Source organism: Maribrevibacterium harenarium (assembly GCF_006385675.1).
GTDB lineage: Bacteria > Pseudomonadota > Gammaproteobacteria > Pseudomonadales > Marinomonadaceae > Marinomonas > Marinomonas harenarium.
This window is the reverse complement of the sequence record NZ_VFRR01000003.1, coordinates 112,497-139,412: the sequence shown is the minus strand read 5'-3', so window position 1 is coordinate 139,412 and position 26,916 is coordinate 112,497. Positions and strand designations below refer to the sequence as shown.

Below are 26,916 nucleotides of genomic sequence, written 5' to 3'. Positions count from 1 at the left end.
AACAGGTTAGCACGTTCCTATACGTGTATGTCAATAGGCGTGCTACCCAAAGTTTAAAAAGCCAAATGAGAAATTATCTTACAATTAATTGTTGATAAATCAACGTTATGATGTCCCGGATAAATTAAGCTCTATTAACCCCATTGACTGTCTACTGAATGAAGGTATTGTATAAGAGACCGTGTTTCTTCAAGCAGAGCCAAAATGTTTTCAAACAGATTGGATCTTACCTCTTGCATGTTTCGTAGTTCAGAGAGCTGTCTATCGACATCCTCTATTTCTGATGATAATGCGCTGGAAACGTAAGTTTGCGTAGCCTGATCATAATGCATTTCAATTACGTGAGCAGCATCATTAAAACCAGCACGGATGGCTGCGCGACTCTCTCTTAAGTCAGACTCTAACTGTGCGGCATCTGCATCCTCTTTGATTTGAAGAACAAATGTTAGAACAGTCCCAGCAACAGCAAAAACACGACCTACATTTGCAACATTGCGCGTCCACTTAACAGCCTCCCATGGCTTAAATTTCTTTCCAAAAAACTTGCCGATGGCTTTTACCGCATTGTGTGTTGCGGTGCCGGAATATTGATTGAGTTTAAAAAGCTCTCCAATAGATCCAGAATTAGGCTTAAAGGAATTTCTCACCAAGAATTCGCCCAGTTTAGAAGACACATCTGATGCTTTTCTCAAGTTAGACATGGTATCTGGTGAAATTGAAGCCTCTTCAATTCGATGCTCCAACCGGGGTAACAGTTCTTTTGCAAGCTCACTATTGGCTATCCCGTCGATCCGTTTTTCGAGGTCATCCATGTGCTTACCAATCACAACTTGAACAGTTTGACCTAATTGTTCGGTGATTGATTGGACACGGTCCTGAGACTTTTGGAGCTCTTGGTCAACAGCCTTTTGGTCAGCAGATCCATTAATCATATCTGAAATCTTTCGACCTTCATGGCGTATCGCAGAACAAGATTGCTGAATTTCTCCCTCTACAGCGCGAGGAATACGATCTTGTGTTTCAACTAATGCCCGCCTTCTTTGCAATAACAATTCTTCAAGAGCATCAACATCTTTGTCGCCGGTTGACTCAGATGCCAAAGCTTCTTGCAGAAGTTGTTCAAGTGTATATAAAGTAGTGCTGTATCTACCGGTTAACCCCTTTTCGCGCACAAAATCATTCAAATTTTCTGTAAAGGAATCTACTCCACCTTTTTTCCATAGTATTCTTGAAATGTCGGCATCATCCTCTGACTTACTTTCCAAGGCGGCTTCTGCGTCAATGAACGATGTACGCAGATCCTCTGGGGAGAATGGATTTAATACTTTTCTTATATCTTCCCTAATCACATTTTGAGCTTCAGGACTGTTACCTTTTGCACATCTTCGCATTTTATTGATAACAAGCATCATTTCATGAGCTTTGTCTCTTTCTATCGCGAGGTTCCGGAAATGTTTGGCGAGGTGAGAGTCAAATAGTTCATTTGTAGTCACAAAAACCAATAGATCTGCGTCCGCTATAGCCCTATAAGTGATCTCATCATGATCTGGCCTCAATTCCGTATGTACACCCGGGGTGTCAATGACCTTGATTCCATTCCAATCATATGAGTGGGTCTCTTCTGTTGTTATTCCTCCTCCAACAGCAATATCTTCTCGACCAGTCAAAACTTTTAGAATACTTGATTTACCTGCACTGTATTGCCCGGCAAAAACAAGATTTATACTGTTTTCGCTATCTAAAACGCATTCCGGAATTCTACTGGAAATGGATTTAACTTTTTCGCTCGGCGCAGAAGATAAAATTTCTTTGGAGCGTTCGAGCAGCTCATTGCCACGAACAGCCCATTCATGTATTTCAAATTTGCCAGTCATAGGTACTAACTCCTTTCATTATCTCATTATATGCAGGCCGGTGAGCTGTTGCGCTAAGCGCACCCGGGATCTTGTTGTCGCATCAAGATCATCCAGCGGTACATGGGCAACACGTATTTTCTCTTCAATACTAATTTTCTTTTTATCACAATTTCTGCCAATTGCTTGCGAGAGGATCGAAAACTGATTTTTTGTATTAATGGCAAACCAGATTTGTTCACCTAAGAGCCTTTCCATTTTTGCATGAACATCACCCGGAAAAGTTGTATTAGGGGCTATTAGTAACATTGTCGCAAATCCGGGAACTCTTGCCACATCAACGATGTGCTCTCCCAGATATGCTGAATCAAGTTGATCAAGAACCTTGTTTATCAGAATTTTTCCAAGATCCTTCTGGCGATCATTCAAAGTCCAGGCCAGAGCTCTTTGAGTATCTGCCAGTTCAAACAAACCTGCTGTTACTGCTCCCAAGTCATGGAGTAGAACATAAACCTGCTTGCTGAGAAGTTCCTGATGGAACCAGTCACCTGTTCCTTTTCTCAGGTTCTTCTCGATTTTATCAATATGATCATAAAGACGTCGGGACAGCTTTTCTCGTGCTCTTCTGGCCTTTTTTTCACGATCATCAAAAAACAATGAAAACAACCACCCAACGGCTCCAACTGCTGCTGCAGCCCACCCAAGTGGACCACTACCGAGAATGAGTGCGGCGATGCCCAGTCCTCCGGCAAGAATATTTGTTCCCCAATTCCAAGCACGTTTGAGGTCGAAGATACTATCCATTTTGATGTGGCGGTCACTTGATAAGTCAGCCACTAAAGAAAGCTCTGACTTTAACTCTCGGGCAATTTCACTAAGTGCTTTTTGGCATTCATCGAGAAGTGCTTTTTGCAGCTTCTCGATTTTGTTCTTTATTCCTATGGACTCTATTAATCTATTCCAGCTTTCACCTGCGGAATTGTTATCGTAGTGATCTTCGGAAAACGCCGGAACTTCTGATCTTAGCTCATCCATAAGCTTTGAAATCTGGGTATTTAATCGTTCAGCGCCCAGTGTCTTGAAGTCCTCCGACCAATCTTGGAACTGTCGTCTTTTCCCAATTAAAACACGACCACTGCTTGAGTTCTGTTCGCTGAATTCAAGCAGTAACTCAGTCAAATCCATCATAGGAGCGACAGCGCCATCGATAAAACTTTTCATTCGAAGAAAGGTGCCTCTACCTGTAACTTCTTGAACGATTCTATTTTCAATGCCACTAAACTTGCTGGCTTTTATTAATTTTCCACGATATTTGGCGTACTCATTCTGTTGAGCTAAATACTGAGAGCGAAGATGGGAGACCACAAATGGTACTCGCTTCCCGGGGATATATTGGTCTGCTAATAGATTGAACTGCGAAAGAATCTGGCCTATTCGTGTTCGATCAAAAGGTTTAGCAGGGTTTCTCAAGAAAAGAATCAAATCATCTTCATCATCCAAGCCAACTTTGACGTTGCAAATACCTAATACTGGCTTACCCAAGCGTCTAACGCGAGCAAGGCATTCTGCTTCCGCAGGTTGTGGTGCATCATCCGTTATCAAAAAAAGAACTAAATCAGCCTGAGTAGCTGCTTTAAAAGCCAGCTCCTCGTCTTCAGTACCTTCGAAGGCTGCCACACCCGGCACATCCGTCACTTCGAGCCCGTTCCAAGAGTATGTACGAACATCCCGGGTTGTCCTTTGTGAACCAGTACCAATGGATGCTCCATTTCCCCGAGTGAGAATTTCCATCAAAGTAGATTTTCCAGCCATTGTGCGACCGAATAATGTAATGGAAAAATGGTCTAAATGTTTTTTTCTCGCCTCAAGATTCTGAGCAGACGATTGCTGTAATGATTCAAGTTCACTCACAACACCTGTGAGTTGAGACTTCAATTGATTGACAACGCCGGGAGTTCTAACAGAACCGTTATCAAGCGACTTCAACGAGTTGGAAAGATTTTCCGAAACACCCTTAATCGCTTTTGCCGTCTCGTTTAGATTGTCTTTGGCAATATCATATCCCTCACGAGCAGCCTCCCTACATTCCTGAAGCGCTTCCTCAAGATCAGAAACCTTGTTTTTTTCATCAATAGCATACTGAAACATACTATCAACACCCCCCTTTGGGGCTGGCATCAATATTCCGTTGCTGCTTCATCCAATCATCAATTTCATCCCGGTCAAACCGCCACTGATTTCCGATCTTCGATGCCGGAATTTCACCTTTCTGCGTCATGGTATAGAGCTTGGTTCGGCTCATCTTCAGATATGCCGCCAGCTCTTCCATAGTCAGCCATTTATTTTCTGTCATAACCGTCATGTCCCTTATATGCGTTGATTACAGCTGATATTGAAAGTTATCAGATGCTAAATAAAAAAAGTTTACCAAATATATTAGTCAGAAACACTCACAATTCCTTCATCTATCTGGCTAATCGCTCTTACGGGGATCTTTAGCATGTTAGCTTTGTGAAATTTCTGGAGCTGACAATGAGAACGCCTTTGTTACCTTGGTTTATCCTATGGGTGACCATCCCAATCATTATTTTCTTTCTATTCATCTTACCCGCCTATGCCAGTGACGAGCCATTCTATCAGCGTGGTCAGGAAGGCTGGTTTTGGTATCAGGTCATTCCTGAACCTGAGCAGCCTGAGGAGCTGATAGGGCCGGAATCTGGTGCGGCAGAGTCGAGTAAGAGCGGGCTAAAGCCTTTCAGTGCTGCCTGGTTTCGTGAGCACATGCAGTCGTTCATGGACAAGGCAATTGATGAGCCGACGAATGAGAACGTCAGAGCCTATCTGTATCTCCAGCGCGTCATGATGGATAAGGGCTCACAGTTTGCTGATGTTAGTCAGCAGGTGGTCATGGGCGATCCTGTTTTGGATGAAATCAGTCGCAGACCCTTGGCGACTTATGCCGCCAATCGGATGGATAGAGAAGCTGGCACTCAACGGGATGTTGCTTTAGGTGAGGTAGCAAAACGAGCTGGCTTGTTCTTCTTCTATCGTTCGGATTGCCCTTACTGCCATGCTCAAGCGCCTATCATCGAATCCATGGCTTTGAACTACGGTTTTGAGGTGTTTGCTATTGCTGTTGATGGCTTGCCTTTACCCGGTGGAGAGTTTCCCAATTACAAAGTTGATTCAGGACAAGCACAATCCTTGTCCGTTACGACTGTCCCTGCCGTGTTCTTAGTTGATCCGCCTAATGTCATCACTCCGATTGGCCAAGGCGCAATGAGCCTTGATGAGCTCAATAATCGAATCATTCTCGCAGCCCATCAAGCCGGTTGGATTGACGATCAAACTTACTATGCCACCAGACCTGTTCAACCCGGCGTGTCACTCGCGATGTCAGCCCAAGAGCTTAACGAAAAGATATTACAGGACCCTGAGTTCCTTGTTCGCTATCTGCGTGCACAAGGAGGGTTATAACGATGAAAAAAGTATTCCGAGTATCGCTAATCGCCTGTGCGATTGGTTTTTCATCTATGAGCCAAGCAAGCTTGCAACAGGAGATGAACCAGTTGTTTGGTTCAATGACCAACACCACTGCGCCAGGTGTATTCGAGAGTCAGCGGCGTGGCGTTATATCTGGTGGAAGTGTTGTTGTTCGTAACAGGATCATGAACGAAAACCTCGTCTCTATGGTGCCTCCGTCATTCCAAGCTGGTTGTGGCGGCATTGATATGTTCGCTGGAAGTTTGTCATTTGTTAACGCGGATCAGTTTGTTCAATTACTTCGCTCTGTTGCTGCAAACGCCAAGGGGTACGCATTCCAATTGGCGCTCAGTGCTATGTGTGAGAAATGCTCCCAGCACATGGAGACACTGCAAAAGAAAATCCAGCAGTTGAACGAGTATTTTGGCAATTCCTGTCAAATGGCTCAGGGAGTCGTGAACGATACCCTGGCTGCTTTTGGTAAAAAGGGGCAAACAGAAGCCAGCATGTTGAGCTCACTTAAAGGGGCTGGAGACGTTTTTACCAGTTGGAGTGAGTCCAATGGTAAGAACCCATATGAGAACGCTTCGAGTGTCGCGGCATCTGATGTAAACAGAACGATTAAAGGTAATTTGGTTTGGCGAGCACTGAAACGTCATTCGGCATCAAGCTGGTTTGCATCGGGGGATGACCGTTTTCTTGAAGCGGTTATGTCGGTGACTGGTTCGATTATCGTTGGTGATTTAGCGAATGCCGCTGATGGCCAAGGTAAAGCCCCAAAACTGACCAGGCTGAATGGCAATAAAGTGACTATTGAGCATCTAATTCATGGCGGTAACGTCGCTATGTACCGATGTGACACAGTGACGCAAGACGGTTGTTTGAACCCGACAATCACTAACGTGACCCTTACCGGGTTATCAACTCAGGTAGAAAATTTACTTCTTGGTACAGGTTCTAGTAACGGCATTATTTTTAAATTTGCTCGAAATACAGGGGCTGCTAGCACCACCGAAAAGGCTTTTATGACCTCGGCTCCCGCGAGCATTGGCGGCATGATTCGAACACTTTCTGCATTAAATGAAGGTGCCGCTAGGTCGTTTGCTTCACGAGCAGCACCATTTATTGCTGTTGAGATGGCCCAAGCATTGGTTGAAGACATGCTCAATGCAGCTAGAAGCACCTCTGGTGTAGAAGATCATGCCTATGCGAAGTTATTAACTGAAGACCTTGAACGTGCACGTCGCCAAATCAATGAGGAATACGCCGCGTTACAGCGAAGATACGGTTCAGAGCAAGAATTGCTGGCGCATTTTAATCAGGTGATTCAGACCATTCGCAAACAGCGTTATTACACCGTTAAATCTACGGCGCTGGGGGAATAGGTCATGTGGGAAATCTATTCCATCGGGGATTCGGCTTTTTTAGAGCAGGTCTTGAACGCTGTCGCGATGATCACTGGTACAGGCGATTTTACTTCAATGGTTCGCATTGGCTTGCTCATTGGGGTATTGATGGTCTCTGTCCAGGCCTTAATGCAAGGCGGTCGTGGGATTAACTTTCAACACGTTTTAGTCTCATGGCTAGTCTTTGCAACCATGTTTGGACCCAGTACCCGAGTGAGCATTGAGGATGCGTACACGGGACAAGTTCGAGTGGTTGATAATGTGCCCATCGGTGTTGCTGCCGCAGGCAGTACGATTTCGACTGTTGGCTTTCAAATCACGCGATTGTTTGAAACGGCGTTCTCAACTCCCGCCATGACGGAATACGGCTTTGCATCCAGTTTACAGTCACTGATTAAAGTGAGAAAACAGGTGATGGATCGCTCGGGGTTGGGTGATGCAAATCGTGTCGCCGGTTCGGACATCGAGCAATCGTGGTTTAACTACATCAAAGAGTGCACCTTGATTGGTATCGACATTGGCCAAAAGAACCTCGATCAGGTGCTGAGTGATCCTAACCCGATGACTGCGATTAGGTTTGATTCGCGCATTTATGGCACGCGCATCATGCTCAGTGGTAGCAGTAGCGATTTGGACTGCACTGATGCCTACAGCCAACTGAAACTCATGACAGAATCAACCTTCATTCCAAGGCTTAAACAGGTTCTGTCGGCCTCATTGGGGACTTCGTCAGCAACGGACACTGATGACGTGATCCGAAATGCACTGAATAACCTTGGTTTGGCTTCGGTTAACACCCAAGAGTACATGACCGCGTCGGTGCTTTTGCCTATTTATGAGCAAAGCGTGACGGGCAAATATATGGATGATCAAGCTTTCACCGCAGCCGTTATGGTTAACCAAGCGATTGAGCAGCGCAATACGCAATGGGCGGCGGAGCAGACCCTGTTCCAAAGTATCGTTCGTCCGATGATGACGTTTTTTGAGGGTTTCATTTACGCCATCACCCCTTTGATGGCCTTTGTGATAGCCCTTGGCCAAATCGGGATGCGAATGGCTGGGAAGTACTTGTTAATCCTGCTTTGGATTCAACTTTGGATGCCTGTCATGGCCATCATTAACCTGTATATTCATTTAACCGTTGCAGGGAAAATGTCGGCTCTTGATGCCTTTGCAGGTACAGAAGTGCCATCTTTTGCTGGGATGATGCAGATGGATTCAGTACTGCAAACCTGGATAGCTACTGGCGGTATGTTGGCGTCGAGTGTTCCGGCGATTTCGCTCATGCTCGTGTATGGCTCAGCAATAACTGCAACCCACTTGGCTGGACGTCTTCAAAACGGTGATGCCATTGATGAAAAGATGGCAAGTCCAGATGTCGCGAAAAATGCCCCGGTAATGCAATCACAGTCAATGTTCCAAAATTCTGCCCTTACGGGTTCTGCGATGACCGGCGCGTCAAACCTACTAAGCAGTTTCTCTGTCGGAAATGCAGTGGGTTCAATGGTCGGCTCTGCAAAAGAATCCATGACTCAGGCAACTCAAGCCTTTAGCCGTCAAGTTGGCAATACCATGAGCCGAACTTTTGGTGAAAAGCTAAGTTACGACAACCTTTCTTCGGTTGGACGTCAGATTGGTTCTTCTAATTCCGCATCTAGCGCCGTTGTTAATCAGGTCACTGATGACCTGCAAACACGGTATGGTTTCGGAGACGATAAAAAAGACGCTGTACGTGGCTTGGTATCGGGCGTGTTATCTGGCGGACTAAGGGTTGGTGGCGATGGAACCATTACTAATCCCGGTGAGAAAGAAGTTGCTGATAAGGGTTTTCTTGGAAGGCTTCTTGGTACGGGCGGCAATGATTCTCCACAGGGCAACTTGCCAGGAATGGATAAGCCAGACTCATCTCGTGTACCAAAACTATCAAGGGTACGAGCAGGCCTAGATTTAGGTGGTAATTTTAGTGGCCAAGTTGAGTCGTCAGAAGGGAGTTCTCGATCTACGACCGCAAATACGCTCACAGGGGAGATGCAAAGCTTGGCATCAAGTGATTCACGACGTGCTGAGTTTCGCGATGCGATGGTTAAGGACCTTTCAGATTCAAGACGCTCTGGCGTTGAGATGTCGTTGTCTAATCAAGACTATCAGTCACTTCAGAGTTCAGCACAAGACGTTATCACGGCATCAAACCGCTTTAGTGAGCTTGATCAGGCCAGCTACAGTCTATCAGGACAAAGGAACACGGATGGTGCGACGTTAACTCGATTAGCAGCGGATAATCCTGAAGTCATGGATTATTTAGGTCGCTATATGAACCAGCATGTTGAAGCAGGTAACCGATTACGTGAAAACCTTCCAATGTATCAGCGCTTGCTACCTGATGATAATCAGGCGTATGTGGCCGCAGCTATGGAGTCTTTAACCTATAGCAACTCCTCGACGCCCGCTGAACGAGACAATGACTATCAAGCAGCAATGACTGTTATGGCCATGGCTACCGGAGCCGATTTACGATCAATTCAGCCACGCTCTAATGAAGGCTTGTCATCAACTGCACCTACTTTTGGTGGCACTCAAAGCCAAGTTGAATCCGGTGTTCTGGGAGGCTATGAGGATGCTGCAAGAGTTCAAACGCAGTTCAATTCGGCTCAATCTGCTTACCAAACCAATCTTTCTGGTGTAGATGGACAGCTGAATGCGCATCAGCAACAAGCCCAGCAGGCCGTAGCTTCTGACACAAGTACCTATCAATCTGGACTAAACAGTGAAGCTGGCTCTCAGTGGCGATCTCGCATTATGGCTGATGATAGCGGAGTCTCTGGTGCTGAAATGTTCTTCAACAGCGCCAGTGCTATTGGTGATTTCAGTGGCAAGCATACTGATGCAGCTCTGCATACCTTGAATCACTTTGGCGAAGACTATGAGAGTTACAAAGAACAAGCGCTTGAAGATCCTGGCTCACGAGGTTTCTTGCACAACGCAACGGTGGCCAGCAAATCAACCTGGGATGGGTTAAAAGCCGCCGTTGATGCCGGAACCTCTTTGGAAAATCCATTGACGGCGTTTAATGATGCATACAGTGGATCGAGTTCGCAGTATGCCTCCGAAGTAAACTGGGGCACTAAGTCTGAAGCCATGTTGGCGGGGGCATTTGGTGCGGCAGTTAACAATCGATATGGTGAGTTCTTAGAACAGTATGCCGATGATTTCAAACAGGAAGCATACAGCGAAGGGCAGAGAATGGGATTGACTCCGATTCAAAGTCAAGTGTTCGCTCAAGCTTTCAATGAAGGTTTGGCGGGACGCGTATTCAACTCTGAAGACTCATCGAGTTGGTCGCCTGAAATGCTAGGTCTAAGGGAGCAAATGCTAAATGAGTATCGTCAAAAGGATGAGAGTGGCGCTTACATTCCTGACAGTGTGTCCGAAGAAGATAAAGCATTTGTGGATAAGCAGATAGCGGTGATCTCAAATGCATCGCTTGCGGGAGATTATGCTCAGAACAACTTGATCGATATTAGGGCTTATAACCAGGCATCAGGAAGGAACTGAAAATAGAAGGTAGCCAGCTTGTGGTGGGCTGGCTATTTTTTTGGCTTTTTGGGATACCTTGGATAAAAGCCATCAAAAAACGAATGGAGCTTATACCAATACCATTTTTCTTCAATGCTCAAAGTTCTACCCGAATCTTTAACTTGGCTACTCAAGAATCTAATTCCAGTACAAATAGCTATGAAAAAGAGTCCCAAACCAACAATTGTCCAACTCGCTTGCCAATATGCGATTGCTAAAAGCATCGTGATGATGGCTATTAGGCCGATGGGGTTACAGGTCGCTTTGAATCCCAAGTAGCCGAAAAAAACGATGGTGCAGATCAGAAATGGCAAAGCCGCTAACTTGGCAGATGCCGTTAATATTTCTGATGGAAAAAAATGAGCCGCAGCCAAAGTCGCCAGAAAAAGTCCCAGTGATATAAACCAGCAGCGTGCTGGTAAAGATTTAAGTAAGTTTGTCATCTTGTTAGTACTCTCAAAGTGCACGGGAGGTGCACAATCAAATCATGCATCAGCATGTTAGTTCTCAAAAAGTGCTCTAGTGGTTTGCTCGGCCATAATCTCACACACAGGACATTTAAGCTGAATGCGCTGTTGAGATACCGTCAAATACAGACTACCGCATCGACAACGGTGTAAGGATGCAAGCTGTGACCTTAAATCACGAGCTAGAACCCAACCTTCATTGATGGTCAGTTTTTTCCATGGGATCTCAGCTGGAAGATCTGCTTCTTCTCTTGCAACCAAGTACGCATCGTAAGCCTTCATCAAAGCATCAATATTTAATTGCTTGTAGACATTGTCACCACCAATATTGACATAAAGCGCCATCAGCAGGGAGCCTTCAACTAATGCTCTTCTGCTTTTGACGATGGCATCAGATTCTGGCAATTGACCAGGACAAGGTGACTTGCCAGTCACTTCTTTATGGAGCCTTCTGATAATGTGGATTGGCAAACCTGTATCGAGCGCGATAATGGTTGTTCGAAATCCGTATTTAATAAGCAGCGAGGCTCGGGTAAACAGCTCACTTTTGGACAGGTTATCAATCATGCATCCCCCTTGTTGTTTAGGGTTGATAATAAATAAGCGATTCTTGGGATACCTGTGCCTTTGCTCTTCACCATCTCAATCAGTTGGCTTTGGTTACCCCTTGGTTGAAACAGCATGAATGATGAGGTCGCCACTCGTTGCAGGTCGTCAACTCCAGCATTAATCAGCGCATCAACCACATCGCGTGTAAGTCCAAAGCGCAAGACCGCCTCTTGTGGATCAATGCGCGCCAATTCCCGTGCTGCGTGTAGGTATGCCAAATTTAATTGATAGAAGTCTTGTTGATTGGTTGTCATTGACGGACCTCCAGTTCATGTAGAATATTGCGATAAATAGAAAGCACTCTTTGCCCATACCAGCGTGCACGCTCTTCGTTCCAGCTGTGATAGCGGCCTATGCCAAGCTCTAAATCGTTTGGTGAAGATTTGATTGCTTCGGCCAAAATACTGGAGCCGACAGTTAGGTTGGTGATGGGGTCTAGCAGTTCTGCTGCTGAGCTCACCCGATGTCCGTGCCAATGCAAATTGATTTGCATTAGGCCAATATCGAGCTGGTATTTTTCACTCTCTTGCAGTGCCTGGCTTAACAGTTGCTCCGCTTCTGTCTGAGATTTGGCGTAGGTTGCGTTTGAACCATTGCGAATTGCGTATGGCCATGGACTGGTCATGTTGAGACCACGATGTGAGGCCGACTCAGCTAAGGCAACGGCGTAGAGCATGACTGGATCAATACCAACGCTTTGTGCTGCTTTTTCCCACTGATAGCCCGGAAACGCATAGACTGAAGTGCTTGCGGACATGGCTATCACTAGGGCAATGGTTTTTGCTTTAATCGTTTTCATTTTTGTCCTCTAATTGATTTCCGAGAAGCGCCTGAATGGCTTTCGGGCTTATTCTTTTCAAAGGCACTGCGCTAAAGTCGGTGATGCCTCTTGTATAAACTTGTGCTGCTTTTGACCAGTCGCCCACGGCAACTGGCGCTTGCATATCAAATCCTTTTTGCTGGTTCTGATGGTCTGCAATACCTTGTAATAGCCTTGGGTATTCACCCACTTCGTCCCGCAACAAGTAAGTCTGGTAGCGTGTTAAAAACTCTTTTTGTTTAAAGGGGTATTCCCTGTCATCTACCTTGCAGAGTTCAACCCATCCCCCCATGTCTGAAATAACGCGGTGAATAAGCGCATCGTCAAACATCACGGATGTCCAAGCGCCAACCTGACGAACAGCCTTGTCAACTTTGTTCCAAGCAACCATGGCTCTTGAACCCGAGTTGCCATCGATATGCTTGATGACGTCAGCGGGCTTTGGAAAAAATTGCCCAGTATCCGGTGATTGAATATGCCGAGTCAGACCGATTCGCACTTCTTCAATGCTATAAGCACGAAGGGCTTCAAATGCGATGGATAGCAATTGTGGTGATACGCTTTTGCCATACATGGTCCAAGCAGCTCCCCAAACTTCAGCAAACTCGCGTTTATCAACCTCCTGCACTTGAACGAACCTCCCGAATACCTGGTCCGGCCCAGCTTTCAGCAATGCGGCGATTGCTTTCTTCAATGTTCAATTGGTGATTGCTGCCCTTTAGGCTCGTCGATGATTGCTGTACTTCATCAATGCGAACGTACTCGTCTTCCCATTGCCGGTTTAAAAGCCAGTTATGTGGCATAGGGGTCTTAGTCCGATCTTGATACTGCAATCGGTTGTCTCGTTGCTCTTTCCAGCGTGTTAGCACTTCCAAGGCGAGTTCATGGTCTTCATTGAGTCCCATGCGTAGCCATTCTTCTTTGGCTTTCGCTTTTTTTTCTTTGCGTATTTGTACATCCCAGAAGTCTTCAAACTGTATGTGGTCAACAGTTTTAACTGTTGGTTTATTGCTTCTCTCAGAGTCATCCGACCGTTGAGAGTCCCTAACCGGGTTGCCATCAGGCATAAACAATGATGAAAATTCTTCTGGTAGCCGAGCTTGAAAAGCGGCAAGAGATTTCAAAAGCGATGCCATGCCAATGAAGTCGGCAGGTACATCTTTAAGCAACCGAAAGGCTGCTTTACCTTGGTTTGGGTTTTCGATTGGGTTGTGCTTCAGAAAGCTCCGAATCAAAGTCCAACCGGATTCCTCGCAACGAAGGAGGAACTGATCTTGTTCTAACTCATTTAGAGCCTTGGCAACCTGTTGCTCATCCCAGTTCAAGTCAGAAGCAACGTAACCAATCGGCAATCGAAAGCAGCCAAGCAAATTACAATGTGGGCATGTAAGCAAATACAGTCCTAGCAACTTCGCTGAGTCACTCCAGGACAAAACGTTTTGCTTTAGCCAAAAGCGGGTATAGACCTTGCCATAATCACGCATGGAGGAACTCGCTTCTGTATTTACGTAAAATGCTGACCATTACTTGCCCTTAATCCTACTGGTTACTGGCTTTCAGCTCGCTTTGGCCTTCGGGATAGATATCCGGTCTTAACTGAGATCGGGTTACCTGTCCTTGCGTAGCTTGTTCGATGGGTAAAACGAATTCAGCGGGAACACGTCCTGATTTATTCAACCAAAACCAGACGTTTTGCTGTTTTGAGTTGATGGCTCGCGCTAATGCTGATTGCCCGCCGACCAAGTCAATGGCACGGCGGAGATGTTTTTGTGTCGTGTTGAACACTTCCATACCGTCTCCTGTTACAATAAAAACTGTTACAAGATTGAATGTTACAGTTTTAACTGTAGATAAGTCAACAGTTAAAATTGTTGAAAGGCTACAGTTTTATTTGTAGAATGCGGGCTTATGAAAACTTTATCCGAACGACTAAACCATGCCTTGCAGCTTACTGGGGTGACTCAGTCTGAGTTGGCTCGTCGCATTGGTATCAAACAGCAGTCGATCAGCCAGATTTGCTCTGGTAAATCGGCTAGGTCTCGTTACACCATGCAGATCGCGGAAGCGCTTCGCGTGAATGCTCATTGGCTCGCCACAGGTGATGGCGAGATTGGCTTGGGGGTCGGTAATGTAGAAGTTGGGCCTGACATTAAGGGAAGAATTCCTCTCATTAACTGGGTTCAGGCCGGTGATTGGACTGAAATAGCGGAGGGATTTGCCCATGAAGATGCTGAAGAGTGGCGTGAAGTCACAGGGAAAGCACATGAGGGTTGTTTCGCACTTCGCGTAAAAGGCGACAGTATGGAAAATCCAAGCGGCAAAAAATCCATACCTGAGGGGGCAGTGATCGTTGTTGATCCCGAGTTACCGTACTCTTCAGGTTCATTGGTTGTTGCGCGTTTGGATGATTCGAAAGAAGCAACCTTTAAGCAGTTGGTCATTGATGGTGAACAGAAGTACCTAAAACCTTTGAACCCGCAATACCCTGCAATACCGATCAACGGCAACTGCACCATCATTGGTGTTGTACGACAAGCTATCATCGATTTTTGGTAGCGAAGGAATTTGTGGTTTAGCCACAGTTGTTCATGAGCTGAAGAAGCAAAGATTGCAAACAGCTACAACTGAGCATTGGCGCACGCTGAGAGTAAATGGTAACCGATTAGATAACCATTGATTGTTTATAAAGTCAAGATCAGCGAAAATAGCGGCCAATTACGATTAACACGACGGATTTGACAAGCGAAGAACTGAAAAGAGAGTACTTCCAAAAGTGTGTACAAATCCGTGTACAAACTAAAAGAATTTATACATGGCAAACCAAGATTTTCTTAATGAAATCAATAAGCGAAGGACCTTTGCTATCATCTCGCACCCGGATGCCGGTAAGACCACCATTACAGAGAAGGTGTTGCTATTCGGACGAGCTATTCAGGTTGCAGGTACAGTGAAGGGGCGTGGCTCTAATCAGCATGCCAAGTCAGACTGGATGGAAATGGAGAAAGAGCGTGGTATCTCTATCACTACCTCTGTGATGCAGTTTCCCTACAACGATTGCTTGGTAAACCTACTGGATACGCCGGGACACGAGGACTTTTCGGAAGACACTTACCGTACGTTGACTGCGGTTGACTCTTGTCTGATGGTGATTGATGCGGCGAAAGGTGTCGAGGATCGTACACGTAAGTTGATGGAAGTTACCCGCTTACGGGATACGCCTATCATTACTTTTATGAACAAACTTGACCGTGATATTCGTGACCCACTGGAATTGCTGGATGAAGTGGAAAATGAGCTGAATATCATGTGCGCGCCAATCACTTGGCCGATTGGTTGTGGTAAGGCCTTTAAGGGGGTTTATCATCTGCATCGGGATGAAACCATTCTCTACAGTACTGGACAAGGTCATACCATCCAAGAAGTGCGTATCATCAAAGGCTTGGATAATCCTGAGCTAGACTCTGCTGTGGGAGAGGATTTAGCTACACAATTACGGGATGAGCTTGAGCTTGTTACTGGTGCCTCCAATGAGTTTGATAAAGAATTGTTCCTGGAAGGAGAGTTAACACCGGTCTACTTTGGTACTGCTCTAGGTAACTTTGGGGTGGATCATATGTTGGATGGCTTGACGGAATGGGCGCCGGCACCAATGCCACGTCAAGCCAATGAGCGCGAAGTCGAAGCGACCGAAGAAAAGTTCACTGGCTTCGTGTTCAAAATTCAAGCGAATATGGATCCAAAACACCGGGATCGTATCGCTTTCTTGCGCATCGTTTCAGGCTCATATCAGCAAGGTATGAAGATGAATCACGTGCGTATTGGTAAGCAAATCAGTATCTCTGATGCAGTAACTTTCTTGGCGGGGGATCGCTCCCGTGCAGAAGAGGCGTTTGCCGGTGACATTATTGGTTTGCACAACCATGGCACGATTCAGATTGGCGACACCTTTACCCAGGGTGAAAGTCTAAAATTTGCCGGTATTCCTAACTTTGCCCCAGAGTTGTTCCGCCGCATTCGTCTGAAAGATCCGTTAAAGCAAAAACAACTGTTAAAAGGCTTGGTGCAATTGTCGGAGGAAGGTGCTGTGCAGGTATTCCGTCCTTTGATTAACAATGACCTAATCGTAGGGGCGGTGGGTATTCTGCAGTTTGACGTGGTCGTTGCCCGCCTGAAAGCCGAATACAACGTGGAAGCTATCTATGAAAGCGTGAACGTGGCTACTGCCCGTTGGGTAGATTGCAGCGATAATAAACGTTTCGAAGAGTTCAAACGCAAAAATGAGACCAACTTGGCGCTCGATGGCGGCGATAACCTTGCCTACATTGCGCCGACCATGGTGAATTTGAATTTAGCGAAAGAGCGCTTCCCTGAAGTCACCTTCCGCGCTACACGTGAACACTGATCTATACTTGACTAATTTACTGGGTTAAGAGGATAATCTTGACCCAAGTCACTTTTTAAGATTAGGTAAACGACAGATCATGGTTGAATCCGCTGACCCAATCTCTTTCACCGATGCTGCTGCGGCAAAATTGAAGAACTTGATTGCAGAAGAAGAAAACGACAGGCTGATGTTGCGTGTCTACGTAACGGGTGGAGGCTGTTCCGGCTTTCAATACGGCTTTACGTTTGACGAAGAGCTGCAGGAAGATGACACTCAAGTGCAGCGCGATGGTGCAACCATGGTGGTGGATGCTCTGAGCTTTCAGTACTTGGTGGGCTCTGAGGTCGACTACGTAGAGAATTTGGAAGGTTCTCGTTTTGTTGTGGCGAATCCTAACGCTTCTTCCACTTGCGGTTGTGGTGCTAGCTTTAGTATCTAATCTCTGGATGGGGTACACTTGCCTAAATTTGTCTGATGTTGGCAAGGAACTCCATGTCTAAATATTTTCTATCGCTGTCGTTGCTGTTAAGTGCGTTTGTTGCTTCAAATGCAGCGGCAGTTTCTCCATTTTCCCTAGGTCTAGGGGTGCAATCTCTATACTTGTCTTCCGTTGAGCGTGGGTTTGATGAGCAGGACTTGGACGTAATAGGTGCGGCTGTGGCGCTGCAATACCATATTAGTGACCAAGTTGCCGTCACCGGGACGAGCTTGCTTGCAAGCAAGAGTTTTGTTGGAAAGAGTTCTAAAGAGCTGTCGACCTCCGCTCACAGCATCGATGTTCAACTACGTACCTCCTTTGGTGTCATTCGACCTTATTTGTTAGTTGGAGTGGGCTACATCGCTACCTCTCCAAGTGTTGCAAATGAGCAGTTTGCGCTGCGTCTCGGGTTTGGTGTGGAACATCCGTTAACAACGAATTTAGGGCTAAATCTTGCGTACACGCTTAATGAAGCCGGTGTGAAAGGTGGCGACAGTGAGAGTTCCACTTTATTTGGTCTGAGCTATCGTTTTCCCTAGTTGATCGATCTAGGCGCTGGTGTCTGTGTTACTGCTGAACTCGATAGAGTCGTTCTTAGTTACTGTTGCCAATTGCGGAATAATGTTACCCACATAGACATACCCGAATTGACTGTCCGCGATCACGATTGGTAGTCCTTGGTGGTCACTATCGAGCCACCATTGTAGTCCGTTAAGACCCTGCCAAGGTGCTTGGTTGTCGCGATGGAGTTCTCGTAATGGATCGGGCTCTCCGTCTTGGTCGACAACAAAGCGCCAAGAAGTAGGTATAGCTTGTAGTATTTCTTCGGTGTAGGGAGTGCGAAGAGCGCTTAAGACGAAGTTATTAGGTAGTTGTTGTAACCACTTTGGTGGTGTACCGCTTGCAGGTGGGCGCAGCTGAGTGAGCCATTCAAAATAGCTACCGTCCTGACCATATACGGGTACGCGCAGCAATTTGCTTGGTGTTTTTTTCTTGCTGCCTAGCGCTTCCAAAGAGTAGGCCTCGCTACTGGCTTGAGGTCGCAGTGGTGGTGTTTGCAGAAATATTTGCCACTGAGATTTGTCATCGGCTATTTGGCTGATGGCGGTGACCTTGGCTTCGGCGTGGTCGATATGGCGCAGTAAATGCTCAATTAGATTAGCTAATAAACTGTCACTACTGGTAAGGGTAAGCGCGCCATTATTATTTAATTCTATCTCGTGGACATCTTTGGCGGCATGGCTAAGTGTTAGCTGATCCTGCTCTACTGTGAGGCGACTGCGATATGCAGTCCGTAGAGATCTGATTTCACTAAAGTCGCGTAACCTAGATGTGGGTTCAATGAAAATCATACTGACTCCCCAAGAAAGTGCCTGATCACTTCGTTATCGTCGTCAATCGAGGGGAGTTGAGAATTTAGCGCAGTAGATTGGATAGCTTTGGGTTTGGTTCGAGCGCAGCGCGGTAGAAAAGGGCGACTTTACCGATAGTCTGTACGGTTTCGCATTTTAGTACCTTGGCTGTTTCTTTAACCAAAGTTTCACGTACGTCGCGATCTACAATGCTGTAACGTACTTTGATGAGTTCGTGGTCTTCTAAAGCACGGTCGATTTCAGCAAAAACGTTTTCAGTTAAGCCATTGCCAGCAACGGTGACGACTGGGTTAAGGCTGTGACCGATGAGGCGATATTGCTTTTTTTGTACGTTTGTTAGGCTCATAGTTAAATTTTCTCATATTAGTTGACCCTCTTTATTGGAGGCGGTCGAGGTTAGGAGATATTATAACGGAATATGCACCTGATTAGGTATGCTGATTCATAGGAAGTTATCGACTTCTGTCTACTTAAAAGAGGAACGAAAGGCTTCTTTTTCGGTCGAACTGGCATACTTAAGGAATCTTTCACTATCGTCTTTGCTTGAGCTGATAGTAAAGAGCGTCACTTAGGTGCGATGCAGGAAGCTCTTGTAATTTCAATGGCTAGTCCCCATTAGGGGTTTATAGCCTAGAATATAGCTTTAAGGTTAACACGGTGAAGCCGACTGCTTCACAAAACTAACCGTTAAGAGGTGTGCTCTTGAACGATATGCTCAAAAATATTTTGTTGTGGTTGGTGATTGCAGCGGTGCTGCTCACTGTGTTCAACAATTTCAATACAACGTCAGATATGAATCGTATTTCATACTCTGAGTTTGTCCAAGAAGTTCACGAGGGGCGCATTGCCCGTGTCGTGATTGATGGCTATACCATCAGTGGTAGCCGAACCAGTGGTGATGGCTTTGAAACCGTACGCCCAGCGGCGGCTGATCCGAAAATTATGGACGATCTGCTGAGCAACAACGTTGTAGTAGAAGGTCGTATGCCGGAGCAGCAGAGTCTATGGACTCAGTTGTTGGTGGCTAGCTTTCCGATTTTGTTGATTTTGGCGATTTTCGTCTTCTTTATGCGCCAAATGCAAGGCGGTGGTGGCGGTAAAGGCGGACCAATGTCTTTCGGTAAGTCTAAGGCTCGTTTGCTACCTGAAGACCAGATTAAAACTACGTTTGCCGACGTGGCTGGCTGTGATGAAGCCAAAGAGGATGTTGAAGAGCTAGTAGACTTTCTGCGCGAGCCGGGTAAATTCCAGCGTTTGGGTGGTAAGATCCCGCGCGGTATTTTGATGGTGGGTCCTCCGGGTACAGGTAAAACCTTGCTTGCCAAAGCGATTGCTGGTGAAGCTAAAGTGCCATTTTTTACCATCTCAGGTTCTGACTTCGTAGAAATGTTCGTGGGTGTCGGTGCTTCTCGTGTACGCGACATGTTTGAGCAAGCGAAGAAACATGCACCTTGTATCATCTTTATTGATGAAATCGACGCAGTGGGTCGCAACCGTGGTTCCGGTATGGGTGGCGGTAACGACGAGCGTGAACAGACGCTAAACCAGTTGTTGGTTGAAATGGATGGCTTCGAAGGTAACGAAGGTATCATTGTTATTGCTGCTACCAACCGCCCAGATGTACTTGACCCTGCGTTGCTACGCCCCGGTCGTTTTGACCGTCAGGTGACGGTTGGCTTGCCGGATATTCGTGGTCGTGAGCAAATCTTGAAGGTTCACTTGCGCAAAGTGCCGGTTGACGATGATGTGGAACCAAAAAATATCGCTCGTGGTACACCAGGTTTCTCCGGTGCTGATCTAGCGAACTTAGTCAACGAGGCGGCTCTATTCGCGGCGCGCTCTAATCGTCGCTTAGTGAATATGGAATTGCTTGAGTTGGCTAAAGACAAAATCCTCATGGGTGCTGAACGTAAATCCATGGTGATGAAGGAAGAAGAAAAGCGCAACACGGCATATCACGAAGCAGGGCACGCTATTGTCGGCTACTTGATGCCAGAGCATGATCCGGTTTACAAAGTGACTATTATTCCACGTGGTCGCGCTTTAGGTGTGACTATGTACTTACCTGAAGAAGACAAGTACAGCTTAAGTAAACGCGGTATCGAATCACAAATCTGTAGCTTGTATGGTGGCCGAATTGCGGAAGAGATTCTGCATGGTTTCGATGGTGTTTCTACTGGCGCTTCCAATGACATCGAGCGTGCTACTAAGTTGGCGCGTAATATGATCACCAAATGGGGCTTGTCTCAAGAGTTAGGTGCCTTTGCTTATGAGGAAGAAGATGGCAATGGTGGCTTCCTTGGTGGCTCTACTGGTAGTAAGGCTAATTATTTCTCGCCAGAAACCGGTAAGAAACTCGATGCGGAAGTACGTTCTGTGATTGACCGCTGTTATCAAAAAGCAACGCAGATCTTGGAAGAGAACCGTGATAAGTTGGATATGATGGCGGATGCATTGATGTTGTATGAGACTATCGATGCGAAGCAAATCAAAGAAATCATGGAAGGTCGCAAACCAACCCCACCAGAAGGTTGGAGTGATCCTAATGGTGGCAGCAAGTCAAAGCCGCAAGCTGAGCAAGATGCTCAGTCCGGGGAAGAAGCGACGCTTGATACAGCCGCCGATCATGATCAGGCAGAGGCTGAGCAAAGTCCTTCACCACAACGACCAACAGGAGAGGCTTAGGCCTCTCCTTCTGTTTTTTCCGTAAAGATAATTTATGTCTGTTATTCAATTTGGACAGAAGTCCCTCGACTTCTGTCGTCCTTTTGTAATGGGGATTTTAAACGTCACCCCAGATTCCTTTTCTGATGGCGGCCGTCATAATACCTTTGAGCAAGCTTTGCGTCATGCAGAGCAGATGGTGAGTGACGGAGCAGCTTTTATTGATGTTGGTGGCGAGTCGACCAGGCCAGGGGCGGCGCCAGTTTCCTTGCAAGAGGAAATGGACAGGGTGTTACCGGTCGTTGAAGCGCTGAACGACCGGGTCGACACGATAATTTCGGTGGATACCAGTTCCCCAGAAGTGATGTTAGAGGCTGCGCGATTAGGAGCGGGCTTGATCAACGATGTGCGAGCTTTAGAGCGTCCGGGGGCACTCGCTGCAGCAGCGGCTACAGGCTTGCCAGTATGTCTGATGCATATGCAAGGAACGCCAGTGGATATGCAAGAGTCTCCAAGTTACAGTGCACTGTTAGATGAAGTTTTGTCTTATCTAATGGGGCGCACCGAAGCTGCTATGGTGGCGGGCATCAATAAACAGCAGATTATTCTCGATCCAGGTATTGGTTTTGGGAAAACCCTAGAGCACAATCTATCCCTATTAAATCAGACTCAGGCATTGTGTGAGTTAGGCCATGAAGTTTTGATTGGGGTGTCCCGCAAAACCATGATAGGCCAAGTGCTAAATGCCAATGTTGATGAGCGCTTATATGGCACCATGGGGGCAAATGCTGCGACCTACCTGAAGGGCGCGCGGATATTTCGTGTGCACGATGTGAAACCCCATGTGCAAATGTTGGAATTAATGTATCGGATAGAGAGTGAATCGTGAAGCGTAAATATTTTGGTACTGACGGAATTCGAGGTGCGGTAGGTAAAGCGCCGATAACCCCTGAGTTTATGTTGAAGCTGGGGTGGGCTGCTGGACAAGTTTTTAAGCAGAAAGACAAAAAAATCCTGATCGGTAAGGATACCCGTATCTCTGGATACATGTTCGAATCTGCTTTGGAGTCGGGTATTGTGGCTGCCGGTGCCGATGTGCGCTTGGTTGGTCCAATGCCAACGCCAGCTATTGCTTACTTGACCCGTACTTTCCGAGCCAGTGCGGGTATTGTCATCAGCGCCTCTCACAATCCTTATACAGATAACGGTATCAAATTCTTCTCCGCCGAAGGTGGTAAAGTGAGTGATGAAATTGAGGCCGAGATTGAGTACTACCTTGATCAGCCCATGGAGGTGGTCGAGTCTAGCTTAATCGGTAGGGCGCGCCGTATTGATGATGCGGCAGGTCGTTATATTGAATACTGCAAAGGGACTTTCCCAATTGGTTTGCAGTTAACTGGTTTGAAGATCATTGTCGATTGTGCGGATGGAGCGACCTATCACGTAGCGCCTAGAGTATTTTCTGAATTGGGTGCGGAAGTAATCGCTATCGGTATCAACCCAGATGGTTTGAATATCAATGAAGATAGCGGCGCAACCAAGCCGGAATTGCTGCGTAAAAATGTTCTCGCAGAGGGTGCTGACTTGGGTATTGCCTTGGATGGTGACGGTGACCGATTAATTTTGGTGGATAAGCATGGCGTCGTGCGAGATGGAGATGATGTTCTCTTCATTATCGCTAATCACCTGATGCGTACAGGTCGTTTCAGCGGCGGGGTTGTTGGTACTCTGATGAGTAACTTTGGGTTGGAGCTGGCATTTTCTGAAAATGGCATTGGTTTTAGCCGCGCTAATGTAGGCGACCGGTATGTTAACGAATTGCTGATGAAACATGGATGGGTATTGGGTGGCGAACCATCCGGCCATATCGTATGTCGCAATATCACGACGACTGGTGACGGTATTATCGCAGCTTTGCAAGTGTTGCGTGCCATGGTGGAAGAGCAAAAGTCTCTGGATGAATTGTTACAAGGCTTTACCAAGTTCCCGCAAAAACTAAAGAATATTCGTGTCGCCGAACGCTTCGCGCCAGCAGAAGAGCCTTCTTTGCAAAAAGCGATCGCCCATGCCAATGATCGGTTAAATGGTCTTGGTCGCGTGTTGCTGCGTGCATCGGGTACAGAGCCTCTTATACGCGTTATGGTAGAAGGCCGAGATGAAGAAACTGTCGATGAGTTGGTCAATTATCTTGCCAATGAAGTGAAAGCCGTTGCTGACGCCAAACAGGGACAATAGATTTATTACCATCTAGTATTTTTGTTGTAAAACGGGTCGCTTGCTCTGGTTTCGGTTTTTACTTAGAATGAGCGCCCACAAAATAGGGGAGGCATTTTCATGGCACGTCGTAAAATCGTTGCAGGTAACTGGAAAATGAATGGCTCTAAGGAGTCAATTAAACAGCTACTTTCCGAATTAGTAGTACATGAAAATGCGGACGTTATTGTTGCGTCGCCTGCGTTGTACCTTGATTACGTTCAAGCGTTAGCGCCAAAAGGTATTTTGGTGGCGGCGCAAAATGTTTCTGATCAAGATTCAGGCGCTTTCACCGGCGAGATTAGCGTCGCTATGCTGCAAGATCTTAAGGTATCCTATTCCTTGGTGGGACATTCTGAGCGCCGCTCTTTGTATGCTGAGGATGATGCGTTTATCGCGGCAAAAGTGGCGAAACTGCTTGAAGCTAAAATGACACCAGTTTTGTGTATTGGTGAAACGCTAGCTGAACGTGAAGCAGGTGACACCTTTGCTGTGTGCCAATCTCAATTGCAGGCCGTGATTGATGTTGTGGGTATCGACGCATTTAGCGATATAGTGATTGCTTATGAGCCAGTTTGGGCGATAGGCACAGGTAAATCTGCTACTTCTGAGCAGGCTCAAGAAGTGCATGCTGATATACGTCAGTTTTTAGCGAATGAATCTACTGTCGTAGCGGAAAAAGTACAGATCCTATACGGTGGTAGCGTGAAGGCGTCTAATAGCGCCGAGCTTTTTGCTCAACCAGATATAGATGGTGCGCTCGTTGGTGGTGCATCCCTTGTAGCAACAGAATTTAATGCCATTATAGAGGCTGCTAAGTAATTTTATGGAAGCGTTAATCTTAATTTTTCATGTGTTGGCTGCGATTGCTATTATCGCGTTAGTGTTGGTTCAGCAAGGTAAAGGTGCTGATGCTGGCGCGTCTTTTGGTGGCGGTGCTTCCCAAACAGTTTTTGGTAGCCAAGGCGGAAGTAGTTTCTTCGGACGCTTGACAGCAATTTTTGCTCTGGTATTCTTTGCCACCAGTTTCGGACTTGCATTTTACGCTTCTGAAAAAGCTAAGACAGTTTCTAGTGGTCTTGAGTTTGTACCTTCAGCAACTCAAGTAGAAGACGCTGTTTCAATGCCTGAGCTTGGTAGTGATACTACGGTGCCAGCTCAATCTGACATCCCTTCTGTAAACTAATACAGAAAAGGTCAACGATTTGCCGATGTGGTGGAATTGGTAGACACGCTATCTTGAGGGGGTAGTGGCCTACGGCTGTGCCGGTTCGAGTCCGGCCATCGGCACCAATCTTGAGTAACTGCACAATACAGAGTATAATGCAGCTAATTGACGCGGAGTGGAGCAGCCTGGTAGCTCGTCGGGCTCATAACCCGAAGGTCGTCGGTTCAAATCCGGCCTCCGCAACCAATTATACACTGTCCAGTGTTAGCGCCGACTAAGTGTCACACAGTCGGTTTAGCATAAAGGCCCCTTAATGGGGTTTTTTGTTATCTGGACACGAAGTAAATGGGCCTAGTGCCCGTTTTTTGTTTCTGCCTATTCGATAATCGGAGAATATCTTTGTCGACTAAATTCGCACAACTGGAAGAGCTTATCCGCCCTGTGGTTGAAGGGCTGGGCTTTGAATTTTGGGGGATGGAATACCTTGCTAAAGGGAAAGATTCCGTACTTCGCATTTTTATCGACACTGATGCTGAAAAAGGTATCGATGTAGAAGATTGCGCTCAGGTGAGCCGCCAAGTTAGCGCAATTTTAGATGTAGAAGACCCCATCAGTGGTGAATACAACCTAGAGGTTTCCTCTCCAGGTATGGATCGCCCACTATACGAATTATCTCAGTACCAGCGTTTTATTGGCTCGGTGGTGGCGCTACGCCTTCGTGTACCATTCGATGGGCGGCGTAAATTTAAAGGACAACTGACTGGAGTAGAAGGGGACGAAGTCGTCCTGCTCGTAGACAACGAGGAGTATCTACTACCGATCGAGTTGATCGAAAAAGCAAACATTGTTCCGCAGTTTTAATTAATTAACCTTTAAGAGAGGCTAAAAGGATGAGCAAAGAAATTCTTTTGGTAGTAGAAGCCGTTTCCAACGAAAAAGATGTGCCCAAACAAGTCATCTTCGAGGCAGTTGAAACTGCTCTGGCCAGTGCTGCTAAACGTCGTTATGAAGGCGACGTAAAAATTCGAGTGTCCATTGATCAACGTACAGGTGAGTACAAAACCTACCGTCAGTGGGACATCGTGCAAGATGAAGACTATTCTGCGCCTGACTCAGAACTTACGACGGATGATATGGAAGAGCAGGGTTTGAATCTCGGCGTAGGTGATATCTATGAAGAAGAGATTGAATCTGAGGAGTTTGGTCGTATCGCAGCACAAACAGCTAAGCAAGTGATCGTACAAAAAGTACGTGAAGCAGAGCGTGCCAAGATGGTTGCCCGTTACAGCGAAAAAGTGGGCAAGCTTGTCCACGGTCAGGTGAAGAAAGTCACCCGCGATAGTTTGATTATTGATCTTGGCGAAAACGCGGAAGCGGTATTGCCGAAAGAAAGTTTGATCAATCGTGAAACGTTCCGTATGAACGATCGCATTCGCGCTTTGTTGTTGGAAATTCGTGAAGATAACCGCGGTTCTCAGTTGATCCTGTCCCGTACCGCTCCGGAGTTCATGGTTGAGTTGTTCCGCCTTGAAGTACCTGAAATTGCCGAAGAAGTGATCGAAATTCGAGGCGCTTCCCGTGATCCAGGTCTACGCGCCAAAATCGCCGTCAAAACTAGTGACCGTCGCATAGATCCTATTGGTGCCTGTGTGGGTATGCGTGGTGCTCGTGTACAGGCTGTTTCCAATGAAATGAATGGTGAGCGTGTTGATATCGTGCTTTGGGACGATAATCCTGCACAATTGGTAATCAATGCCATGGCTCCAGCCGAAGTGGATTCAATCGTGATTGACGAAGACTCCCATTCCATGGATGTAGCGGTTAAGAGCGATAACCTAGCGCAAGCTATTGGTCGTAATGGTCAAAACGTACGTCTAGCTTCCGCCCTGACTGGCTGGTCATTGAATGTGATGACAGCAGAAGATGCTCAGGCGAAGCAGCAAGAAGAATCGCAAAAAATTATCGACCTTTTCGTTGATGCTTTAGAAATCGACGACGATCTAGCTATTGAGCTAGTGGAAGAAGGTTTCGCAACTCTGGAAGAGATTGCTTATGTACCTATGGAAGAAATGTTAGACATCGACGGATTTGATGAAGATTTGGTAAACGAACTTCGCTCCCGTGCGAAAGAAGCGTTACTAAACCAAGCCTTGCAGGCGGAAGAGCAGCTTGAAAGTGCTCAACCTGCACAAGATCTTCTTGAAATGGAAGGAATGGATAACCACTTGGCGTTGGTATTGGCGTCAAAAGGGGTTGTAACGATGGAAGATCTAGCAGAGCAGTCTGTTGATGAATTGATGGAAATTGATGGCATGGATGAAGAACGCGCCGCTGCACTTATTTTGACAGCCCGTGCACCTTGGTTTGCCGAATCTGAATAAAATC

The 26,916-nt window shown here is 46.4% G+C and carries 26 protein-coding genes and 2 tRNA genes; 16 read left to right on the top strand and 12 right to left on the bottom strand.

The window, feature by feature from the left end; all coding sequences use genetic code 11:
* Nucleotides 1–134 precede the first annotated feature (134 nt).
* From FJM67_RS02940 to FJM67_RS02930, 3 genes are read right to left on the bottom strand one after another with little or no spacing between them, the layout of a single operon-like run.
* Nucleotides 135–1,874 carry a GTPase gene (locus tag FJM67_RS02940; protein WP_140587188.1) on the bottom strand — a complete coding sequence of 580 codons (1,740 nt, stop codon included), beginning with the start codon at nucleotides 1,872–1,874 and terminating at the stop codon, nucleotides 135–137.
* Nucleotides 1,875–1,892: 18 nt separating this feature from the next.
* Entirely contained in the window at nucleotides 1,893–4,001 is a 2,109-nt protein-coding gene (locus FJM67_RS02935) for a GTPase (protein WP_181161417.1), read from the bottom strand.
* Between the two features lie 4 nt (nucleotides 4,002–4,005).
* On the bottom strand, nucleotides 4,006–4,206 hold the full coding sequence (locus tag FJM67_RS02930; RefSeq protein ID WP_140587186.1) for a helix-turn-helix domain-containing protein: 201 nt from the start codon (nucleotides 4,204–4,206) through the stop codon (nucleotides 4,006–4,008).
* A 179-nt stretch (nucleotides 4,207–4,385) separates the two neighbouring features.
* Between FJM67_RS02930 and FJM67_RS02925 the strand changes: the two genes are divergently transcribed.
* Genes FJM67_RS02925 through FJM67_RS02915 form a run of 3 tightly spaced genes read left to right on the top strand, consistent with a single transcriptional unit; the run spans nucleotide 4,386 to nucleotide 10,294 of the window.
* Entirely contained in the window at nucleotides 4,386–5,330 is a 945-nt protein-coding gene (locus FJM67_RS02925; RefSeq protein WP_140587185.1) for a thioredoxin family protein, read from the top strand.
* 2 nt (nucleotides 5,331–5,332) lie between these two features.
* Nucleotides 5,333–6,721: a conjugal transfer protein TraH gene (locus FJM67_RS02920; protein WP_140587184.1), complete on the top strand. Its 1,389-nt coding sequence runs from the start codon at nucleotides 5,333–5,335 to the stop codon at nucleotides 6,719–6,721.
* 3 nt (nucleotides 6,722–6,724) lie between these two features.
* Entirely contained in the window at nucleotides 6,725–10,294 is a 3,570-nt protein-coding gene (locus FJM67_RS02915; protein WP_140587183.1) for a conjugal transfer protein TraG N-terminal domain-containing protein, read from the top strand.
* A gap of 32 nt (nucleotides 10,295–10,326) precedes the next feature.
* On the opposite strand, the gene eexS is transcribed toward FJM67_RS02915, so the two are convergent.
* Genes eexS through FJM67_RS02880 form a run of 7 tightly spaced genes read right to left on the bottom strand, consistent with a single transcriptional unit; the run spans nucleotide 10,327 to nucleotide 14,002 of the window.
* Nucleotides 10,327–10,758 (bottom strand): entry exclusion protein EexS, encoded by a 432-nt coding sequence (gene eexS, locus FJM67_RS02910; protein ID WP_008843240.1) that lies wholly within the window; start codon nucleotides 10,756–10,758, stop codon nucleotides 10,327–10,329.
* Between the two features lie 57 nt (nucleotides 10,759–10,815).
* Entirely contained in the window at nucleotides 10,816–11,349 is a 534-nt protein-coding gene (locus FJM67_RS02905) for a FlhC family transcriptional regulator (RefSeq protein ID WP_000566753.1), read from the bottom strand.
* Nucleotides 11,346–11,645: a flagellar transcriptional regulator FlhD gene (locus FJM67_RS02900; RefSeq protein WP_000210563.1), complete on the bottom strand. Its 300-nt coding sequence runs from the start codon at nucleotides 11,643–11,645 to the stop codon at nucleotides 11,346–11,348. Before FJM67_RS02900 ends, FJM67_RS02905 begins: the two co-directional genes overlap by 4 nt.
* The gene (locus tag FJM67_RS02895; protein ID WP_140587182.1) at nucleotides 11,642–12,190 is read right to left on the bottom strand and encodes a lytic transglycosylase domain-containing protein; all 549 of its coding nucleotides are present in this window, start codon (nucleotides 12,188–12,190) and stop codon (nucleotides 11,642–11,644) included. The genes FJM67_RS02900 and FJM67_RS02895 overlap by 4 nt, the downstream gene beginning before the upstream one ends.
* A complete protein-coding gene (locus FJM67_RS02890; RefSeq protein WP_181161416.1) occupies nucleotides 12,177–12,785 on the bottom strand; it encodes a DUF6475 domain-containing protein in 609 nt (202 codons plus the stop codon). Before FJM67_RS02890 ends, FJM67_RS02895 begins: the two co-directional genes overlap by 14 nt.
* A gap of 40 nt (nucleotides 12,786–12,825) precedes the next feature.
* The gene (locus tag FJM67_RS02885; RefSeq protein WP_140587181.1) at nucleotides 12,826–13,695 is read right to left on the bottom strand and encodes a hypothetical protein; all 870 of its coding nucleotides are present in this window, start codon (nucleotides 13,693–13,695) and stop codon (nucleotides 12,826–12,828) included.
* A gap of 55 nt (nucleotides 13,696–13,750) precedes the next feature.
* Nucleotides 13,751–14,002 carry a transcriptional regulator gene (locus tag FJM67_RS02880; RefSeq protein WP_011788534.1) on the bottom strand — a complete coding sequence of 84 codons (252 nt, stop codon included), beginning with the start codon at nucleotides 14,000–14,002 and terminating at the stop codon, nucleotides 13,751–13,753.
* Between the two features lie 117 nt (nucleotides 14,003–14,119).
* Between FJM67_RS02880 and FJM67_RS02875 the strand changes: the two genes are divergently transcribed.
* The 4 genes from FJM67_RS02875 to FJM67_RS02860 all read left to right on the top strand — a co-directional run bounded on the left by FJM67_RS02875 (nucleotide 14,120) and on the right by FJM67_RS02860 (nucleotide 17,612).
* A complete protein-coding gene (locus tag FJM67_RS02875) occupies nucleotides 14,120–14,767 on the top strand; it encodes a LexA family protein (protein WP_000854920.1) in 648 nt (215 codons plus the stop codon).
* Nucleotides 14,768–15,023: 256 nt separating this feature from the next.
* Nucleotides 15,024–16,613 carry a peptide chain release factor 3 gene (gene prfC, locus FJM67_RS02870; RefSeq protein ID WP_140587180.1) on the top strand — a complete coding sequence of 530 codons (1,590 nt, stop codon included), beginning with the start codon at nucleotides 15,024–15,026 and terminating at the stop codon, nucleotides 16,611–16,613.
* A gap of 79 nt (nucleotides 16,614–16,692) precedes the next feature.
* Complete coding sequence (gene erpA / locus FJM67_RS02865; protein WP_456237908.1) at nucleotides 16,693–17,034, top strand: iron-sulfur cluster insertion protein ErpA; 342 nt, start codon at nucleotides 16,693–16,695, stop codon at nucleotides 17,032–17,034.
* Between the two features lie 53 nt (nucleotides 17,035–17,087).
* On the top strand, nucleotides 17,088–17,612 hold the full coding sequence (locus tag FJM67_RS02860) for an outer membrane beta-barrel protein (protein WP_181161415.1): 525 nt from the start codon (nucleotides 17,088–17,090) through the stop codon (nucleotides 17,610–17,612).
* A 9-nt stretch (nucleotides 17,613–17,621) separates the two neighbouring features.
* On the opposite strand, the gene FJM67_RS02855 is transcribed toward FJM67_RS02860, so the two are convergent.
* Nucleotides 17,622–18,425, bottom strand: coding sequence for a hypothetical protein (locus FJM67_RS02855; RefSeq protein WP_140587177.1), 804 nt, complete (start codon nucleotides 18,423–18,425; stop codon nucleotides 17,622–17,624).
* A 64-nt stretch (nucleotides 18,426–18,489) separates the two neighbouring features.
* Nucleotides 18,490–18,792, bottom strand: coding sequence for a YhbY family RNA-binding protein (locus FJM67_RS02850; RefSeq protein WP_140587176.1), 303 nt, complete (start codon nucleotides 18,790–18,792; stop codon nucleotides 18,490–18,492).
* 356 nt (nucleotides 18,793–19,148) lie between these two features.
* Between FJM67_RS02850 and ftsH the strand changes: the two genes are divergently transcribed.
* The 9 genes from ftsH (at nucleotide 19,149) to nusA (ending at nucleotide 26,912) form a co-directional block, all read left to right on the top strand.
* Nucleotides 19,149–21,131 carry an ATP-dependent zinc metalloprotease FtsH gene (gene ftsH, locus FJM67_RS02845; protein ID WP_235889971.1) on the top strand — a complete coding sequence of 661 codons (1,983 nt, stop codon included), beginning with the start codon at nucleotides 19,149–19,151 and terminating at the stop codon, nucleotides 21,129–21,131.
* A 34-nt stretch (nucleotides 21,132–21,165) separates the two neighbouring features.
* Nucleotides 21,166–21,999 (top strand): dihydropteroate synthase, encoded by an 834-nt coding sequence (gene folP / locus FJM67_RS02840; protein WP_140587175.1) that lies wholly within the window; start codon nucleotides 21,166–21,168, stop codon nucleotides 21,997–21,999.
* Nucleotides 21,996–23,345, top strand: a complete 1,350-nt coding sequence (gene glmM / locus FJM67_RS02835) for a phosphoglucosamine mutase (RefSeq protein WP_140587174.1) — start codon at nucleotides 21,996–21,998, stop codon at nucleotides 23,343–23,345. The genes folP and glmM overlap by 4 nt, the downstream gene beginning before the upstream one ends.
* A 99-nt stretch (nucleotides 23,346–23,444) precedes the next feature.
* Complete coding sequence (gene tpiA / locus FJM67_RS02830) at nucleotides 23,445–24,185, top strand: triose-phosphate isomerase (protein WP_140587173.1); 741 nt, start codon at nucleotides 23,445–23,447, stop codon at nucleotides 24,183–24,185.
* A 4-nt stretch (nucleotides 24,186–24,189) separates the two neighbouring features.
* Nucleotides 24,190–24,549: a preprotein translocase subunit SecG gene (gene secG / locus FJM67_RS02825; RefSeq protein ID WP_140587172.1), complete on the top strand. Its 360-nt coding sequence runs from the start codon at nucleotides 24,190–24,192 to the stop codon at nucleotides 24,547–24,549.
* Nucleotides 24,550–24,570: 21 nt separating this feature from the next.
* Nucleotides 24,571–24,656, top strand: a tRNA-Leu gene (locus tag FJM67_RS02820).
* Between the two features lie 44 nt (nucleotides 24,657–24,700).
* Nucleotides 24,701–24,777 (top strand) — tRNA-Met (locus FJM67_RS02815).
* Between the two features lie 153 nt (nucleotides 24,778–24,930).
* A complete protein-coding gene (rimP, locus tag FJM67_RS02810; RefSeq protein WP_140587171.1) occupies nucleotides 24,931–25,392 on the top strand; it encodes a ribosome maturation factor RimP in 462 nt (153 codons plus the stop codon).
* A gap of 29 nt (nucleotides 25,393–25,421) precedes the next feature.
* The gene (gene nusA, locus FJM67_RS02805; protein ID WP_140587170.1) at nucleotides 25,422–26,912 is read left to right on the top strand and encodes a transcription termination factor NusA; all 1,491 of its coding nucleotides are present in this window, start codon (nucleotides 25,422–25,424) and stop codon (nucleotides 26,910–26,912) included.
* Nucleotides 26,913–26,916: the final 4 nt, after the last annotated feature.